Consider the following 16,602-nt stretch of genomic DNA (forward strand, 5'->3'; position numbering starts at 1 on the left):
GGGCACGGCGGCGCATCCATGGAGCGCCCTGCCCGCCCCCATCCCAGCCTTCCCCCAGAGAAGGAAGGAGCAATACAGGGCCTCGGCAGGGCGGGTTTTCGGAGCGTGAGAAAATGTCGGGTTCCCCCGAACACCAACCCTCACAGTCAGGACACCCCATGGACGCAGAACAGATCAACCAAATCGGCGCAATGCTCGCGGACCTGAGCGTTCGTACGGTCGATTTACGGAGGTATCTTTGACTACGATGCCAAAGCTGAACGACTGAGGACAGTCAACGCATCGCTCGAAGACCCGAACGTCTGGAACGACCCGAAGAAGGCCCAGGAACTGGGCAAGGAAAAGAAGTCGCTCGACGACGTGGTCGTCACGCTCGACCGGCTCACCAACGGGCTCTCGGACAACACCGAGCTCTTCGAGATGTCGAAGGAAGACGGCGACATGGACGGCCTGCAGGCCATTGCCGATGACGCCGCCACGCTCGAAGCCGACATCAAGCAGCTCGAATTCCGCCGGATGTTCAACAACCCGGCCGATCCGCTCAATGCCTTCGTCGACATCCAGGCCGGCGCCGGCGGCACCGAGGCCTGCGACTGGGCCAGCATGCTGCTGCGCCAGTACCTGAAGTACGCCGAGCGCAAGGGCTTCAAGACGCAGATCGAAGACGAAACGCCCGGCGACACCGCCGGCATCAAGGGCGCGACCATCAAGGTCGAGGGCGACTACGCCTTCGGCCTGCTGCGCACCGAGACCGGCGTGCACCGCCTGGTGCGCAAGTCGCCGTTCGACTCGTCGGGCGGTCGCCACACCAGCTTCGCCAGCATCTTCGTGTACCCGGAGATCGACGATTCCATCGAGATCGAGATCAACCCCTCCGACGTGCGCACCGACACCTTCCGCGCCAGCGGCGCCGGCGGCCAGCACATCAACAAGACCGACTCGGCCGTGCGCCTGACGCACATCCCGACCGGCATCGTGGTGCAGTGCCAGGACGGCCGCAGCCAGCACAGCAACCGCGACGTGGCGTGGAAGCGCCTGCGCTCGCGCCTGTACGACCACGAGATGCGCAAGCGCCAGGAAGAGCAGCAGAAGCTCGAGGACAGCAAGACCGACGTGGGCTGGGGCCACCAGATCCGCAGCTACGTGCTGGACAACAGCCGCATCAAGGACCTGCGCACCAACGTCGAAGTCTCGGCCACGCAGAAGGTGCTGGACGGCGATCTCGACGTGTTCATCGAAGCCTCTCTGAAGCAAGGCGTCTGATGAAGGTCGAAGCGCTGATCTTCGACATGGATGGCACCATGATCGACTCCATGCCCTGGCATGCGCGCTCGTGGGTGGAGTTCGTGGCGCGCCACGGGCTGAAGCTCGACGTGAGCGACATCCTCGCGCGCACCACGGGCCGCACCGGCACCGAGTGCATGCGCGAGCTGTTCGAGCGTGACCTCTCCGACGCCGAGTGCCAGGTGCTGGTGCACGAGAAAGAAGAAATCTACCGCGCCATGTTCAGCGACAACTTCACCGAAGTGGCGGGCTTCTCCGCCTTTGCCAAGGCGGCTGTCGCGCGCGGGCTGAAGGTGGCGGTCGGCACGGCCGGCGACAGGCACAACATCGAGTTCGCCATGTCGCGCCTGAAGATGGACCCGCTGCCGCTGGCCATAGTGGGCGGCGATGAAGGCTTCAGCGGCAAGCCCACGCCCGCCATCTTTCTCGAAGCTGCACGCCGCATCGGCGTTGCGCCCGAACGCTGCATCGTTTTTGAAGACGCGCCCTTCGGCATCGAAGCCGCCCGCCGCGGCGGCATGCGTGCCGTGGCCGTATGCAGCACCCATACCGCCGCCGAGCTTGCCGGCCCCCATGTGATTGCCGCGGTTCGCGACTACGACGAACTCGCCCATTCGAATTTTCTGGAGACACTCGATGATGTTGCGTGACGCTCAAGGGCAACCGATTGCCATTCGCCGCGAAGACTATGCCGCTCCGGCCTACTGGATCGACACCGTCGACCTCACCTTCGACCTCGACCCCGCCAAGACCCGCGTGCTCAACCGCATGCAGATGCGCCGCAACCCCGAAGTGCCGCTGGAGCCGCTGCGCCTGCAAGGCGACGAACTGAACCTGGCGCGCGTGCTCGTCAACGGCCAGGGTGCGTCGTTCCGCATGGAAGGCGACCAGCTCGTCATCGACGGCCTGCCCGACGCGTTCGAGCTCGAAATCTTCACCACCTGCTGCCCCATCAAGAACACCAAGCTGATGGGCCTGTTCGTGAGCGAAGACACCTTCTTCACGCAGTGCGAGGCCGAGGGCTTCCGCCGCATCACCTACTTCCTCGACCGTCCGGACGTGATGGCGATGTACACCGTGACGCTGCGCGCCGCCAAGGCCGCCTACCCGGTGCTGCTGTCGAACGGCAACCTCGTAGAGCAGGGCGAACTGCCCGAAGGCCGCCATTTCGCGAAGTGGGTCGACCCCTTCAAGAAGCCCAGCTACCTGTTCGCCCTGGTGGCCGGCAAGCTGGTGGCACGCGAGCAGCGCATCACCGCGCGCAGCGGCAAGGAGCACCTGCTGCAGGTGTACGTGCGCGCCGGCGACCTCGACAAGACCGAGCACGCGATGAACTCGCTCATCAACTCGGTGCTGTGGGACGAAGCCCGCTTCGGCCTGCCGCTGGACCTCGACCGCTTCATGATCGTGGCCACCAGCGACTTCAACATGGGCGCCATGGAGAACAAGGGCCTGAACATCTTCAACACCAAGTACGTTCTGGCCAACCAGGCCACCGCCACCGATGCCGACTACAGCAACATCGAAAGCGTGGTCGGCCACGAGTACTTCCACAACTGGACCGGCGACCGCGTCACCTGCCGCGACTGGTTCCAGCTCTCGCTGAAAGAAGGCCTCACCGTCTTCCGCGACCAGGAATTCAGCCAGGACCTGTGCGCCGACGCCTCGGCCCGCGCCGTGAAGCGCATCGAAGACGTGCGCGTGCTGCGCACCGCCCAATTCCCCGAGGACGCGGGCCCCATGGCCCACCCGGTGCGGCCCGACAGCTACATCGAGATCAGCAACTTCTACACCGTCACCATCTACGAGAAGGGTGCCGAGGTGGTGCGCATGATGCAGACGCTGGTCGGCCGCAAGGGCTTCGAGCGCGGCATCACCCTCTACTTCGAGCGCCACGACGGCCAGGCAGTGACCTGCGACGACTTCGCGCAGGCCATTGCCGACGCCAACCCCGATTCGGAACTGGCACGCCTGCTGCCCCAGTTCAAACGCTGGTACAGCCAGGCCGGCACGCCGCGCCTCGCGGCCCACGGCGTGTACGACGCGCAGAGCCGCAGCTACACCCTGAGCGTGGTGCAGAGCTGCCCGCCCACGCCGGGCCAGCCGACCAAGGAGCCCTTCGTCATTCCGCTGAACGTCGGCCTCCTCGACGCCAGCAACGGCCGCGAACTGCCCCTGCAGCTCGAAGGCGAGAGCGAAGCCACGCACGGCACGCGCACCGTGGTGCTGTCGCGCGCCGGCGAGCAGATCACCTTCACCGGCCTGGACGCCGAGCCCGTGCCTTCCATCCTGCGCGGCTTCAGCGCGCCGGTGATCCTCGACTTCGAGTACACCGACGCCCAACTGCTCACCCTGCTGGCCAACGACCCCGACCCGTTCAACCGCTGGGAAGCCGGCCAGCGGCTGGGCCTGCGTGCCGCGCTGCAAGGCATTGCCGCACTGGCCACCGACACCACGCCGGTGCTGAACGACGCGTACATCGACGCCATGCGCAGCGTGCTGCGCAACCCGCAGCTCGACGCCGCCTTCAAGGAACTGGTGCTCACGCTGCCGTCGGAAACCTACATCGCCGAGCAACTCGACGTGGTCGATCCGCAGCGCGTGCACCTCGTGCGCGAAGCCATGCGCGCCCAGCTGGCCACCGCCCTCTTTGCCGACTGGCAGTGGGCCTATGAAGAGAACCACGACACCGGCGCCTACAGCCCCGACCCGACCTCGTCGGGCCGACGCGCGCTGGCCGGCATGGCGCTCAACTTTCTGTGCCTGGCGGCGCGCTCCTCGGGCGACGCCGTGTGGCCGGGCAAGACGCTGCAGCGCTTCAAGGACGCGGGCAACATGACCGACCGCTTCAACGCGCTCAACGCGCTGGTATCGTCGGGCCACACCCTGGCGGCGCAGGCGCTGGCGCGCTTCCACGCCATCTTCAAGGACGAGGCGCTGGTCATCGACAAGTGGTTCTCGCTGCAGGCCGGCGCCAGCGACCGCGGCGGCGACATCCTGCCGCTGGTGAAGCAGCTGATGAAGCACCCCGACTTCTCGCTGAAGAACCCGAACCGGGCGCGCAGCGTGATCTTCAGCTACTGCAGCGCCAACCCCGGCGCATTCCACCGCCCCGACGCGGCCGGCTACGTGTTCTGGAGCGAGCGCGTGATCGAGCTCGACGCCATCAACCCGCAAGTGGCTGCCCGCCTCGCCCGCGCACTCGACCGCTGGAGCAAGCTGGCCGAGCCGTACCGCAGCGCCGCGCGCGAAGCCATCGCCCGCGTGGCCGCCAAGCCCGACCTGAGCAAGGACACGCACGAAGTCGTGACCCGCGCCCTGGCGGGAAACTGAAGCAACCGAACCCCACAAGACACATGGCTCAACAAAAGATTTCCCTCACCCGCTACCTCGTCGAACAACAGCGTGCCGACGGCCTCATCCCCGGCCAGCTGCGCCTGCTGCTCGAAGTGGTCGCGCGCGCCTGCAAGAGCATCAGCCAGGCCGTCAACAAGGGCGCGCTGGGGGGCGTGCTCGGCACGGCCGAGAGCGAGAACGTGCAGGGCGAGATCCAGAAGAAGCTGGACATCATCGCCAACGAAGTGCTCATCGAGGCCAACGAATGGGGCGGCCACCTCGCGGCCATGGCCAGCGAGGAAATGGACAGCATCTACGTGGTGCCCAACCGCTACCCGCAGGGCGAATACCTGCTCATGTTCGACCCGCTCGACGGCAGCAGCAACATCGACGTGAACGTCAGCATCGGCACCATCTTCAGCGTGCTGAAGAAGCCCGACGACCACCCCGGCGTGCAGGAAAGCGACTTTCTGCAGGCCGGCACGCAGCAGGTGGCCGCCGGCTACTGCATCTACGGCCCGCAGACCACTCTGGTGCTCACCGTGGGCAACGGCGTGGCCATGTTCACCCTCGACCGCGAGCAGGGCAGCTTCGTGCTGACGCAGGAAGACATCCAGATTCCGGCCGACACCAAGGAATTCGCGATCAACATGAGCAACATGCGCCACTGGGACGAGCCCATGAAGCGCTACATCGACGAATGCCTGGCCGGCAAGGAAGGCCCGCGCGGCAAGGACTTCAACATGCGCTGGATCGCCAGCATGGTGGCCGACGTGCACCGCATCCTGATGCGCGGCGGCGTCTTCATGTACCCGTGGGACAAGCGCGAGCCCGAAAAGGCCGGCAAGCTGCGCCTGATGTACGAGGCCAACCCGATGAGCTGGCTGGTCGAACAGGCCGGCGGCGCGGCCACCAACGGCAAGCAGCGCATCCTGGACCTGCAGCCCACCAAACTGCACGAACGGGTGAGCGTGATGTTGGGTTCGCGAAACGAAGTTGAGCGCTTGACCCAGTACCACGCCGAGAAGGCCTGATTTCTTGGCTATAATCTGAGGCTTCGCCGGTGTAGCTCAGTCGGTAGAGCAGCTCATTCGTAATGAGAAGGTCGGGTGTTCGATTCATCTCTCCGGCACCAATACAGATAAGGCCCCGTAGCTATCAAATCGATAGCTACGGGGCCTTTTTCTTGCGCGATGTAACGGCCGATGTAAGAGGATTTAGAGGCATGACCATGTTGCTGTCGCTCTCCCCGCCGATTCCTTCTCGGAACGCGCTCGCGCACCTTCTCAAACTTCTAGCCCCTGCCCTCGTTGCCGCGGTCACGGGCTGGTGCGCCAGTACCTGCCCAAAGGTGCGGATCTATCGATCTACAGCCAAGTAGATTTGGACGCGATCTCCATGCGCTTGAACACCAGGCCTCGAAAGACACTGGACTACGGGACGCCTGCAAGTAGACTTCAGCGAGCCGTTGCAGCGACCGGTTGAATCCAAGGCAGCCTTTTTTAGGATGTCGCGCTCCTCGATCACACGCTTGAGCTCGGCCTTCAGCCGCCGCAGTTCGTCTGTCTGCGACACCCGCGCCTGCCGATCACCGGCCGGCATTCGCCGGGCCTTGATCCATTGATAAAGACTGTGCTGACTCACGCCCAGCCGGGTCGACACATCGGCCGCCTTGTGGCCGTGCTCGGTGATCTGCTTGACCGCTTCGGCCTCGAATTCTTCGGGATCTCTGCTTACTCATGGCACCTCCTATTGGGCCTCGGGTTTGAGGCTCAGAGGTGTCTAGAAAACTCGGGGCGATTCAATGCCCCGCCACAGCCAGTCTCGCGCCACCACTTTACCGGTGCGCCGAAAGAGTTGCAGCGCGAAGCTGTATTGACGCGGTTGAAGTGCGACCTCAATTCCGTTGATCTGCACACATTGTCTATCCCCGTAGAAATGGCAAGCCCCCACACTGCAGCGTGATCGGGCACGGCAACGACGAATGAATCTTCCGCACGCTGGCCAGGCGCGCGAATCAGCCAATCCAATTCGTCATCGGTCACTCGAGAAACATCGACGCCGAACCTGCAGCCGGACTTCGGATCGCGCTATTACGGGAAACCTCAATGCGGTCGCGTCATGGATCGACTTCTGCTCTCCATCCGCCATTGCCCTCACATTCCGCCGCTTCCTGTGCAAACCTGTGTTGCGAACTGAGTCACGCCGCGCCATCGAGCTCAAAGCTGGCCAAACTTCGTCACCAAGTCACCTTCAATTCGGTCATACCGATCAGCGCGTCGTAGACCTCGGGTGCAACGTTGATGCAACCACCCGTGATGCCACGGCGCCCGGCGGCCGGGCCGCGTAGGCGTTCGAGCCGGTGCTGCGCCGGGTTGCCAAGCCAGACCCTGTGCACAGCGAAGACCTCGCGAGCCGTCTCCTTGAACTGCAGGACATCGCCGCCATAACCCTCGGCCTGGACGATCCGCTGCGTGAGCGGGAAGGTGCCCACGGGCGTGTCCTTGCCGACCAGCGCCGGGTGACAGGCGCCCTGGAAGCAGATCATTGCGGCCGTGAGGCTGACGGTGGCGAGGGCCATGCTTACTCGCGGATCGGCTTGGCTTCGACCAGCTTGACGGTGGGCTCCGCCACGGCCATCAGGCAGTCACGGACGTAGAAGCGGCTGCTGATCTGCTGGAGCTGGCCGCTCTGCGCCGCGCCGCCTTGCGCGCCGTTGCCGCTGGAGCCGTAGCCGCCGAGCGAGAAGCTGCCCGACGAGGACGTGCCCAGGATCGCCGCGTACTGCGTCACCTGATGGCCGAAGAGCTTCCCGCCGATCTCGACGAACGGCTGGTCTGCTGGCTCAATGTCATCGTCTTCGCCTTGTTCCACGTCGCTCTGCCCGCCGAGCACACCGAAGCGCTTGCCCATGACCGGCCGCCGCACGACCCGGACGCGCGGGCCGCAGGCCATCGGGGTGACGATCATGTTCGCGGCAGCGAGCGGCGCGGCGGCCTGTCCGTGAATCACTGGCGCCCAAACCGTGGTGCGCTCCTGCACGGTCGTGTTCGACACTGAAAGGTTGCCGCCGCCTCCAGAGCCAGCCGCACCGGACGAACCGCCAGCATTGACTGTGACGTTCGCGACACCGCCGGTCCCGCCCGCGCCGCCCGCGCCGCCCGCGACGGTGTTTGTGTTCGTGCTGTTGTTGGCCTGCTGCTGGCGTTGGTTGCCGCCCGCGGCGGTGCTGTTGCTCGTGCTGGTCGCCTGACTCGGGTTGCACGGATCGACCGACACGGAGACGGGCGAGTAGCTGGAAGTGTTCGCGTTCGCGGTCGGGTAGTTGTAGTTGTAGGAGTCCGAATACTGCGCGAGCGCAGGGAGGGCGAGTACCGCGAGAAGCGCGGCAGCGAGAAAACGAGAGAGTTTCATGATGGTGGTGGCCCTGTTCAATTTGGGTCAGTTGTTACCGCCGCTTTGATTGCCGCCGCCGTTGTTACCGCCGCCGCTGTTACCGCCGCCGCCGCTGGTCACCGGGTTAGGGCATGTGGTTTGCGCGACGGCAACCGACAATCCAAGCGTGAAGACGACAAGAACGGCGATGAGAGTCTTTTTCATAAGAGTGCAAAAAATCGATTAATGAAATTGCGAGGTGAGAGTTCGAAGAGTCAATGGAGCGCACTTCGCCACTGCTTGCGGTGGCGACCTGTTTCGGGATGAAGCCGGGTGTCCAGGCTTGCTCAGCCCACGAACGCAACCCGCATCCGTGTGCCAGAGGTCTTAAGCACGGGCCGTCCGTACCTACAGGCGCTCACGACAGGACAGGGCAGATTGTTGAAGACGGCAGGCATCCGTAGTGCGTGAACTAGTGCCCGCGTGAAGCTTTCACACATTTCGTGATGAAATCGAATACGCTTTGGCAATCAAAGTGTGAGCAACTTCATTTGCTTGGTCATCATCTTGCCGACCAAGTTGACAGCGAGTGCCATTTGACGTGTGATCCCGCGCATGCCTCCGCACTCCAGTCGACCGAAGAACCGCAGGACTCTGTCGATCGACCTGGAGCAGATTCGACGACAGCTTCGATGGCAGCCTTCGGTGGCGGGAAGCGAAGTACTGGGACCTCTGGAGGGGCTCTATCGGGCCGAAGATCATCGCTATCGTCGGGTCGATGACGGAACGCTGCTTCACGTCATGGACTACGAGACGCTGCTGCCCTACGAACTGAAGATCGAACGTGCGGACATGGTGTGCGTGCAGATCATGCTGGCGGGCACTTACATGCGACGGAGTGCCGTTCGATCACAAATCGTCGAGTCGTCCATGACTTCCATCTCCAACCTACCCGAATCTCTGTCGGTGACCAATGCAGGCCAGAAGCTGCAAGGGATCTGGATCGCCTGTGACAGGCGGCATTTCCTCTCACGCTACGGTCTGCAGCCTGACATGGTGCCTACCGACTATGTGCCTCTCTTTCAATCCGCGCGGGGGATGCCCGTCGCGATCGAGCTCGCAACTCAAGGACCGAACATCGTTGCTGCGCAGGAGATTCTTTCGTGCCGGATGAAGGAGCCCCTCAATAGTCTCTACGTGGCGGCCAAAGTAACGGAGATCCTCTGCAATGTCGTCGCTCAACTGCATTCGATGGCCGGCGCGAGAGGCCCCGGCCGCATCCACACGTGGGAAGCTACTCAACAGGCCATCGGGGCCGCAGCTGAAATTTATCGGCGCACGCTCAGCAGCCCCCCGACCGTCGACGAGCTGGCTCAGAAGGTCGGGCTCAATCGCAACATGCTCACAGCGGGCTTCAAGGCGCGCTTTGGGGCCACGCCTAATGCCTTTGCCCACGCGCTGAGAATGCGGGAAGCGAAGACACTGCTAGACGGCGGCCATCTTTCGATCAGCGACATTGCCAGGAGCGTGGGGTACAGCAGCTATGCCAGCTTTGCCCATGCGTTCCATGCCTACTACGGAGTGCCGCCAAAGAAACCGGCAGTCTGACATGGCCACGGCAGCGGTGACGCGGCGGGTGCTGACGTTGAGCAGTTGGACCGCTTCGGCCCGGGAGACTTGAGGGGCTGCAAATTTGCAGAGAGCGCATGCTAGTTGCCGGAAGACAGCCCCGCACCGATCTTCGCCAGCTTTGCCGCTACTGCCGCACCCTGCGACTCCGTCAGGTGCCGGCGATGCGGGTTGAGCGACACCACGAACCGATCGAAATGCAAATAGTCTTTACACAACCGTCAACAACTTCGATCAACTTTTTTGAAGTCCCGTGGTGGCCACTCAGCCCATTCGACAAGCTCGTCAATGCGGCCTCTATCGCGCGCTAGCCACGATCGCAATCCCCCGAATCTGCCCTGCCCCCGGCGCACGCTCCGGCTTCGCATAGTGCGCCGGCGCAAACCGGTGCAGCAGTTCCGCCTCCTGCACTTTCGCGGCTTCGAGGTTCGCGAGCTTGACGTGGCCGAAGCCGCGAATCGACAGCGGCAGTGCCGCGATGCGCGCGGCCGTTGCCTGGTTGCCGGCCGAGAGTTCGCCGGCCATCGCATGGAACAGCCCGTCGAAATGCGCGATCAGCTCGCGCTCCGTCCGCCGCTCGCCGGTGCGGCCGAAGGGATCGAACGCCGTGCCCCGCAACCGCTTGCCATGCGCAAGCCAGCGCATGGCGGGCAGCATCCAGCCACCGATGCGGATCTTGGCGGGCGCATGCCCGTTCGCGGCACGCGAGACCAGCGGGGGCGCCATGTGGAATTCGAGCTTCAGGTCACCTTCGAACTGCTCCGACAGCTTCTTCACGAACTCTCCGTCGGTGTAGAGCCGCGCCACCTCGTACTCGTCCTTGTAGCTCATGAGCTTGAGCAGGCTGCGCGCCGCGTTGCGCGTGAAAGGCAGGCTCGCATCGCCCCCCGCCAGCGCGGCTTCGCGCGCACGCAGGCTGCGGATGCGCGCTTCGAAACGGTCTGCCCATGCGGCGTTCTGGTAGCCCGTCAGGTGGCGGCGTGCATCGGCGATCAGCACGTCGAGCGGGCGCTCGTCGGCCTGCGAAGCGTGTGCGTCCGTAGGCGCTGCGCGCAACTGATCGAGCGCCGCAGGGGCGCCCGCCGCAAGCCGCCCCAGCGAGAACGCCGACTGATTGGCCGCCACGGCCACGCCGTTCAGCTCGATCGCATGCATCAGCGCCTCCAGGCTCAGCGGCACCAGGCCGCGCTGCCATGCATAGCCCGCCGCCACGATGTTCGCCGCCAGCGTATCGCCGAGGAATTCTTCCGCGAGGCTTTGCGCGTCGAAGGTCTCGACCTGCTCCTCTCCGGCGACGAAGCGCATCTTCTCCAGCAGCAGGTCCACGTGCAGATCGGCATCGGGGTTGCGCAGCGACTCGGCCACCGGAATCTCGTGGATGTTCGCAAGCACGCGCGTGCGTCCGTGCCGCACGGTCTGCAGCGCATCGGCCGACGCACCCACCACCACGTCGCAGGCGAGGATCGCGTCGGCCTGCTGCGTGTCGATGCGCACCTGGTGCAGCCGCTCGCGCGAATCGGCCAGCCGCACGAAGCTCAGCACCGAGCCGCCCTTCTGCGCGAAGCCCATGAAGTCGAGCACGCTCGCGGCCTTGCCTTCGAGGTGCGCGGCCATCGCGATCACCGAGCCGACGGTCACCACGCCGGTGCCGCCCACGCCGGTCACGAGCAGGTCGTAGGGCGCGGTCCACACGTGCGCATCAGGGTGCGGTAGTGCGGCCACGCGATGCAGGAAGGCGTCGCGCCCGGCGGCCAGCGCGCCGCTCTTGCGGCGCAGCTTGCCGCCCGTCACGCCCACGAAGCTGGGGCAGAAGCCCTTGGCGCAGGAATAGTCCTTGTTGCAGCTGGTCTGGTCGATCTTGCGCTTGCGGCCCATCGGCGTTTCGTGCGGCAGCACGGCCACGCAGTTGCTCTGCACGGCGCAGTCGCCGCAGCCTTCGCACACAGCTTCGTTGATGAACAAGCGCTTGGGTGGATCGGCGAGCTCGCCCTTCTTGCGGCGGCGGCGCTTCTCGGCCGCGCAGGTCTGTTCGTAGATGAGCACGGTCACGCCGGCCATTTCGCGCAGCCGGCGCTGCACGTCGTCGAGCGCGGCACGATCGTGGAACTCGGTGCCTTTCGGAAAGCGGTCCTTGATGTCGTCGTACTTGCCGATGGCGTCGCTGACAACGACGACCTTGCTCACGCCTTCGGACTCGACCTGCCGCGCAATGGCGTCCACGCTGATCGCGCCGTCGACAGGCTGGCCACCGGTCATCGCCACCGCGTCGTTGAACAGGATCTTGTAGGTGAGCGTCGCCTTGGCCGCCACGGCCTGCCGGATCGCGAGATAGCCCGAGTGGTAGTAAGTGCCGTCGCCCAGGTTCTGGAACACGTGAGGCGTCTTCGTGAACATCGCGTGCGAGATCCAGTCGACGCCCTCCCCGCCCATCTGGATCAGCCCCGCCGTACTGCGGTCCATCCAGTTGGCCATGAAGTGGCAGCCGATGCCGGCGCGCGCGGTCGAGCCTTCGGGCACCTTGGTGCTGGTGTTGTGCGGGCAGCCGGCGCAGAAGTACGGCACACGTTTGACGGCGTCGCTCGCATTGCCAAGCAGCTCGGGCGGCGTGAAGTCGCGCACGTGCTGCAGGTGGTCGCCCAGGTCGTGGTTGTCGGGGAAGTGCACGGCCAGCCAGTGCGCGACCAGTTCGATGAGCCGCGAGGGGCGCAGCTCGCCGAGCGCTGATACCAGCGGCTGGCCCTCGCGGTCGTGCTTGCCCACGAGCACGGGCCGGGCATCTGCGGGCGCGTTGTAGAAGATGTCGCGCAGCTGCGTCTCGACGACCGCGCCCTTCTCCTCGACGATGAGGATTTCGTCGAGCCCTTGCGCAAAGGCCTTGATGCGCGTCTGCTCGACGGGAAAGCTCAGGCCGATCTTGTAGAGCCGCACGCCGGCGCGGGCCAGTTGCTCCGGCGAGAGTTCGAGCCGGCGCAGCACTTCCATCAGATCGTGGTGCGCCTTGCCGCATGTGACGATGCCCACCTTCGCGCGCTCGCTCACGATCACGTGGCGGTCGATGCTGTTGCGTCGCGTGAAGGCGGCCACGGCCGCGAGCTTGTCTTCGAGCCGCGACTCGATGCGCAGCGAAGGCAGGTCGGGCCAGCGGTAGTGCAGGCCGTCCGCTGGCGCGCGATGGCCGGTGGCGGCGCGCACAGCATCGGCGTCTTCCCAGGCGGCCACGCGCGCGTTCACCGCGTCGAGGTCCACGGTGCCCGCGCTCTCGACGATTTCCGACAGTGCCGCCAAGCCGACCCACGCGCCCGAATAGCGCGAGAGCTCGTAGCCGTAGAGGCCAAACTCCAGGTACTCGGCCACGCTCGCGGGCTGCATCACCGGCATGCGCCAGGCCATGAAGGCGTGGTCGCTCTGGTGCGGCATCGACGACGACACGCAGCCGTGATCGTCGCCCGCCACCACCAGCACGCCGCCATGCGGCGACGAGCCATACGCATTGCCGTGCTTGAGCGCATCGCCTGCGCGGTCCACACCCGGCCCTTTGCCGTACCACATGGCAAAGACGCCCTCGACGGTGCGCTCGGGGTCGGACTCCACGCGCTGCGTGCCCAGCACCTGCGTGGCCGCGAGCTCCTCGTTCACGGCCGGCACGAAGCGGATGCCGGTCTCCTTGAAGCGCTCGCCCGCCTTCCAGATGGCCTGGTCGACAATGCCCAGCGGCGAGCCGCGGTAGCCGCTCACGAAACCCTGCGTGTGCAGGCCCCGCGCCGCGTCGCGTTGTTTCTGCATCGCCAGGATGCGGATCAGCGCCTGCGTACCGGTGATGAAGACCGAGCCGGTATCGGCCCAGAGGTTGTCGGAGAGCCGGTAGTCGGGCCGTCGCAGCGCGGCCGTCTCGTGGGGGGCGTTCATGCCCGGAATTGTTCTGCCGCACCCCGAGTAAGTGTTTCTTCAATACACTGGCGCAGACCCTTGTTTGAAGAAGAATCCTCTCGAAAATCACGATGAACGTTGATTCTGTTTCTCTTGACGAGCATTGCCTCAAGATCCTTTCTGCACTGCAGCACGACGGCCGGCAGACGGTGCAGCAGATTTCAGAGGCCGTCGGGCTCTCGCCCACGCCCTGCTGGAAGCGCATCAAGGACATGGAGACGGCCGGCGTCATCCGCGGCTACACGGCGCTGGTCGATCCCGAACTGGTGGGCCTGCACGTGTCGGCTGTGGCCGAGGTGAACCTCGACCGCCACAGCGAGGCGATGGTGCAGCGCTTCGAGGAGGCGGTGGCCGCGAGCCCGCAGATCATCCGCTGCGTGTCGGCGACGGGGCCCGCGGACTACATCCTGAACGTGACCGTGCCGGACATGAAGCACTACGAGCGCTTCCTGCACGAGGTGCTGTTCAGCCTGCCCGGCGTGACGCACGTGCGCTCGAGCATCGTGCTGCGCGAGATCAAGTCGGAGACGGCGCTGCCGCTCGACCACCTGCTGCCTGGCAAGGCACGCGCCGCTGGGTCGCGGCGAAGCTAGGACTGCATGAACGGCTTGACGCAGCCCGGCGGGGAAGGCTACGCCATCTTCCCCGCGTCATGAGCCTGGCAGTAGGCCTTCCAGTCGTTCTCGACTTGCGCTGCGCACTGGTGCGCAGCGTCCAGCAGGTCGCGGCGCCACGACCTGGCCGAGGTGCCGAAGTCGATCAGCTCGTCTGCGATGGCCGAGCCCTGGCGCCCCGAACTGCGCAGGTGCGCCCAGGCCATGAGTTGCCCCATCTCTTCGATCACGCCGCTGACCTGGCCCAGTCCGGTGCGGCGCACGTCGAGGCTCACCCGGTCCTCGCTGGGCTGCAGGTCGCGCAGCACGTAGGAAGACTTGCCATCGACGATCGGATGCAGGAAGGCCATCGACACAGCCTGCATGCGGCGTTGGATTGCCACCACGCGATGCGCCTGCGACGGCCATGCGGGCTGCCTGATCTTCAGGTGCGGCACGAGCGACGACGACGTTGCCTGCTTCAGGTCGAGCAGGTAGTTGCCGTCGGGCGAGCCCTTGCCTTCGACCAGGACGACGTAGCGCTCCATTCCCAGGCTGCCGGTGCCGGCGATGCGCCGCGCCACGTCGAGCACCCTGAAGAAGCCCGGGTTGTCCTGCGATGCCGCAAATGCGTCGATCAGCCTGGCCGCTCGCCCGCGCCCGGCCCTGTCGGCCCGCAGCGCGTGCTCGCCGTCGCGGCGAATGCGCCGGCCGCCGTTCTTGCGTTCGGTGCGCTTGTCGAGAAAGGCGGCGCGCGTGCGGGCCTTGAGCGTCGCGAGCAGTTCATGAACGAGGCCGCTGGCGGTGTCGCGCTCCACCCAGCGGGCTTTGCCGAGCGCCAATGCACCGGCGTAGCCTTCGAGAAACACCTTGCACAGCGCGTTCGAATCGTCGGGCGTTGCGCGCAGGCTGCCGCCGGCCACCAGGATGCTCGACAGGAAGCGCACCAGCTCCCACGTCACAGGCGCCAAGGCGGCCTCGTCGAAGTCGTTGAGATCGAAATAGGCGAGTCGGTTGTCGCCCTTGTAGCTGCCGAAGTTCTCCAGATGGGCATCGCCGCACAGCCAGGCCGCCGGCGCCTTGGTGAACAGCGCACCGGCCGGCAGGCGGTCGTAGAAAAGGTGGCAGGTGCCGCGCAGGAAGACGAAGGGGTTGGCGCGCAGGTTGGCGTACTTCATCACCAGGCGCTCGGGATCGCGCCCGGCGTTGAAGCTGCGGATGGTCTTGGCGACGTTCAGCATGGCGTTGTTCGTTTCCCGCTTGAATGAGCGGCAGATTCTCGGCCAACGCGTGCCGATACCCGGCTTTGCTTGCCGGGCGCGCTTTTTTTCAGGGCATGTCGGGCCCGCCCATGCCGAGCGAGCGCAGCACGGCCGCCGTGCGCGTCTCGACGCCCAGCTTCACGTAGACGTGCTCCAGGTGCTTGTGCACGGTGCGCGGGCTGATCGCGAGCAGGGCGGCGATCTCGGCGTCGGTCTTGCCGCGCGAGAGCCAGTGCATGACCTCGCCCTCGCGGGGCGTGAGGCCGGGGGGCGGTGCGTTCATGGCCGGCGCATCGGGCAACGGCGCCTCGGTGCGGCGGGCCAGCCGATAAAGCAAGGCCACCGCCACCGCATGCTCCAGCCCCACGCGCCGGCAGTAGTCGGCCTGCAGTTCGGCTTGGCGAAATTCGCGCCGGCCCGGTGCCTTGGCGACGTGCAGGGTCGTGCGCAAGCCATTGCTGCCGGCCTCGCGATGCCGCACGGGCGAATGCCCGGACTCCAGCTGCTCCAGCAGGCGAAGTGCGCTTGCGCAGTCGTTGCGCGTCAGGTGCGTCATGTCATGCCCCTTTCACGGCACGTACGCATTGCTGCGTATGGCGCCTGCATGCATCGAGACGCAGGATGCTCGCAGGCCCTTGCCGCCGACTCAGTATAGGCAGGCAAGTGCCGCGTATGCCGACGGCCGGCGAAGGGGATACACATGGCTATCGACGAAACACGGCTTAACGCGTTCATGGGTAACTTCGTCCATGACATCGGTGCCGTGATGCACGCAGCCACCATCGTCGCAGGCGACCAGTTGGGCCTGTACAAGGCGCTGGCCGGGGCCTTTGCCTCGGTGCGCAGGCGGGCGAGCGAGACGCCCTTCAACCTGATTTTCGAAGCACGTCCGTGAGGACATTCCAGGAGCTGCCATGTCACGCCAATACATCGACTGCCGCGAGTATCCAAGCACGATGAACTGCAGTGTCGCGCTGTCCGCAGACAGCGAGAGCGAACTGCTCGATGCCGCCGTCCAGCACGCCGTGGCCGTCCACGGCCACACCGACACACCCGAATTGCGCAAGCAACTGGCGAGCATGTTCAAGACCGGCACGCCGCCGGTGCAGGCGCCCGCACAGAAGGCTCCCGCCTGAGACGATCCTGCGCAGATCCGAGCGCCGTTTCGCACGGCGATGAATACCTTCGGGTGCTTG

At 65.3% G+C, this 16,602-nt stretch carries 13 protein-coding genes, 1 tRNA gene and 3 pseudogenes; 10 read left to right on the top strand and 7 right to left on the bottom strand.

Annotated features, from left to right (window positions below; genetic code table 11):
• Positions 1 to 158 precede the first annotated feature (158 nt).
• The 6 genes and pseudogenes from prfB to ACCD11_RS24545 all read left to right on the top strand — a co-directional run.
• A protein-coding gene (prfB, locus tag ACCD11_RS24520) for a peptide chain release factor 2 (RefSeq protein ID WP_108137465.1) occupies positions 159 to 1,263 on the top strand; the annotation gives its coding sequence in 2 pieces (ribosomal slippage) (positions 159 to 239 and positions 241 to 1,263; 1,104 coding nt in all).
• Positions 1,263 to 1,934: an HAD family hydrolase gene (locus tag ACCD11_RS24525; protein ID WP_007835554.1), complete on the top strand. Its 672-nt coding sequence runs from the start codon at positions 1,263 to 1,265 to the stop codon at positions 1,932 to 1,934. The genes prfB and ACCD11_RS24525 overlap by 1 nt, the downstream gene beginning before the upstream one ends.
• Complete coding sequence (pepN, locus tag ACCD11_RS24530) at positions 1,921 to 4,617, top strand: aminopeptidase N (protein WP_413315794.1); 2,697 nt, start codon at positions 1,921 to 1,923, stop codon at positions 4,615 to 4,617. The genes ACCD11_RS24525 and pepN overlap by 14 nt, the downstream gene beginning before the upstream one ends.
• A gap of 23 nt (positions 4,618 to 4,640) precedes the next feature.
• On the top strand, positions 4,641 to 5,654 hold the full coding sequence (locus ACCD11_RS24535; RefSeq protein ID WP_413315795.1) for a class 1 fructose-bisphosphatase: 1,014 nt from the start codon (positions 4,641 to 4,643) through the stop codon (positions 5,652 to 5,654).
• A gap of 25 nt (positions 5,655 to 5,679) precedes the next feature.
• Positions 5,680 to 5,755: transfer RNA gene (locus tag ACCD11_RS24540), tRNA-Thr, on the top strand.
• 185 nt (positions 5,756 to 5,940) lie between these two features.
• Positions 5,941 to 6,105 (top strand): annotated as a pseudogene (locus tag ACCD11_RS24545) (IS30 family transposase); the annotation flags it as partial.
• Positions 6,106 to 6,114: 9 nt separating this feature from the next.
• Here the strand turns inward: ACCD11_RS24545 and ACCD11_RS24550 are convergent.
• From ACCD11_RS24550 to ACCD11_RS24565, 4 genes and pseudogenes are all read right to left on the bottom strand, one after another.
• Positions 6,115 to 6,361 (bottom strand): annotated as a pseudogene (locus tag ACCD11_RS24550) (transposase); the annotation flags it as partial.
• A gap of 498 nt (positions 6,362 to 6,859) precedes the next feature.
• Positions 6,860 to 7,201 (bottom strand): hypothetical protein, encoded by a 342-nt coding sequence (locus tag ACCD11_RS24555; RefSeq protein WP_413315796.1) that lies wholly within the window; start codon positions 7,199 to 7,201, stop codon positions 6,860 to 6,862.
• A 2-nt stretch (positions 7,202 to 7,203) separates the two neighbouring features.
• A complete protein-coding gene (locus ACCD11_RS24560) occupies positions 7,204 to 8,034 on the bottom strand; it encodes a hypothetical protein (RefSeq protein ID WP_413315797.1) in 831 nt (276 codons plus the stop codon).
• A 27-nt stretch (positions 8,035 to 8,061) separates the two neighbouring features.
• Positions 8,062 to 8,220, bottom strand: coding sequence for a hypothetical protein (locus ACCD11_RS24565; RefSeq protein ID WP_413315798.1), 159 nt, complete (start codon positions 8,218 to 8,220; stop codon positions 8,062 to 8,064).
• Positions 8,221 to 8,610: 390 nt separating this feature from the next.
• Between ACCD11_RS24565 and ACCD11_RS24570 the strand changes: the two genes are divergently transcribed.
• Entirely contained in the window at positions 8,611 to 9,603 is a 993-nt protein-coding gene (locus tag ACCD11_RS24570) for a helix-turn-helix transcriptional regulator (RefSeq protein ID WP_413315799.1), read from the top strand.
• 318 nt (positions 9,604 to 9,921) lie between these two features.
• Here ACCD11_RS24570 and ACCD11_RS24575 read toward each other — a convergent pair whose 3' ends face one another.
• Positions 9,922 to 13,530, bottom strand: coding sequence for an indolepyruvate ferredoxin oxidoreductase family protein (locus tag ACCD11_RS24575; protein WP_413315800.1), 3,609 nt, complete (start codon positions 13,528 to 13,530; stop codon positions 9,922 to 9,924).
• A 92-nt stretch (positions 13,531 to 13,622) separates the two neighbouring features.
• Between ACCD11_RS24575 and ACCD11_RS24580 the strand changes: the two genes are divergently transcribed.
• The gene (locus ACCD11_RS24580; protein ID WP_413315801.1) at positions 13,623 to 14,144 is read left to right on the top strand and encodes an Lrp/AsnC family transcriptional regulator; all 522 of its coding nucleotides are present in this window, start codon (positions 13,623 to 13,625) and stop codon (positions 14,142 to 14,144) included.
• 38 nt (positions 14,145 to 14,182) lie between these two features.
• Here the strand turns inward: ACCD11_RS24580 and ACCD11_RS24585 are convergent, their stop codons facing one another.
• Positions 14,183 to 15,385: a DUF2252 domain-containing protein gene (locus tag ACCD11_RS24585; protein WP_413315802.1), complete on the bottom strand. Its 1,203-nt coding sequence runs from the start codon at positions 15,383 to 15,385 to the stop codon at positions 14,183 to 14,185.
• Between the two features lie 88 nt (positions 15,386 to 15,473).
• Positions 15,474 to 15,962, bottom strand: a complete 489-nt coding sequence (locus ACCD11_RS24590; protein ID WP_413315803.1) for a response regulator transcription factor — start codon at positions 15,960 to 15,962, stop codon at positions 15,474 to 15,476.
• A gap of 144 nt (positions 15,963 to 16,106) precedes the next feature.
• Between ACCD11_RS24590 and ACCD11_RS24595 the strand changes: the two are divergent.
• A pseudogene (locus tag ACCD11_RS24595) lies at positions 16,107 to 16,229 on the top strand (SAM-dependent methyltransferase); the annotation flags it as partial.
• A gap of 91 nt (positions 16,230 to 16,320) precedes the next feature.
• The gene (locus tag ACCD11_RS24600) at positions 16,321 to 16,542 is read left to right on the top strand and encodes a DUF1059 domain-containing protein (RefSeq protein WP_007835573.1); all 222 of its coding nucleotides are present in this window, start codon (positions 16,321 to 16,323) and stop codon (positions 16,540 to 16,542) included.
• Positions 16,543 to 16,602 lie beyond the last annotated feature (60 nt).

Source organism: Variovorax sp. Varisp36, assembly GCF_047304235.1.
Classification (GTDB): domain Bacteria; phylum Pseudomonadota; class Gammaproteobacteria; order Burkholderiales; family Burkholderiaceae_C; genus Variovorax.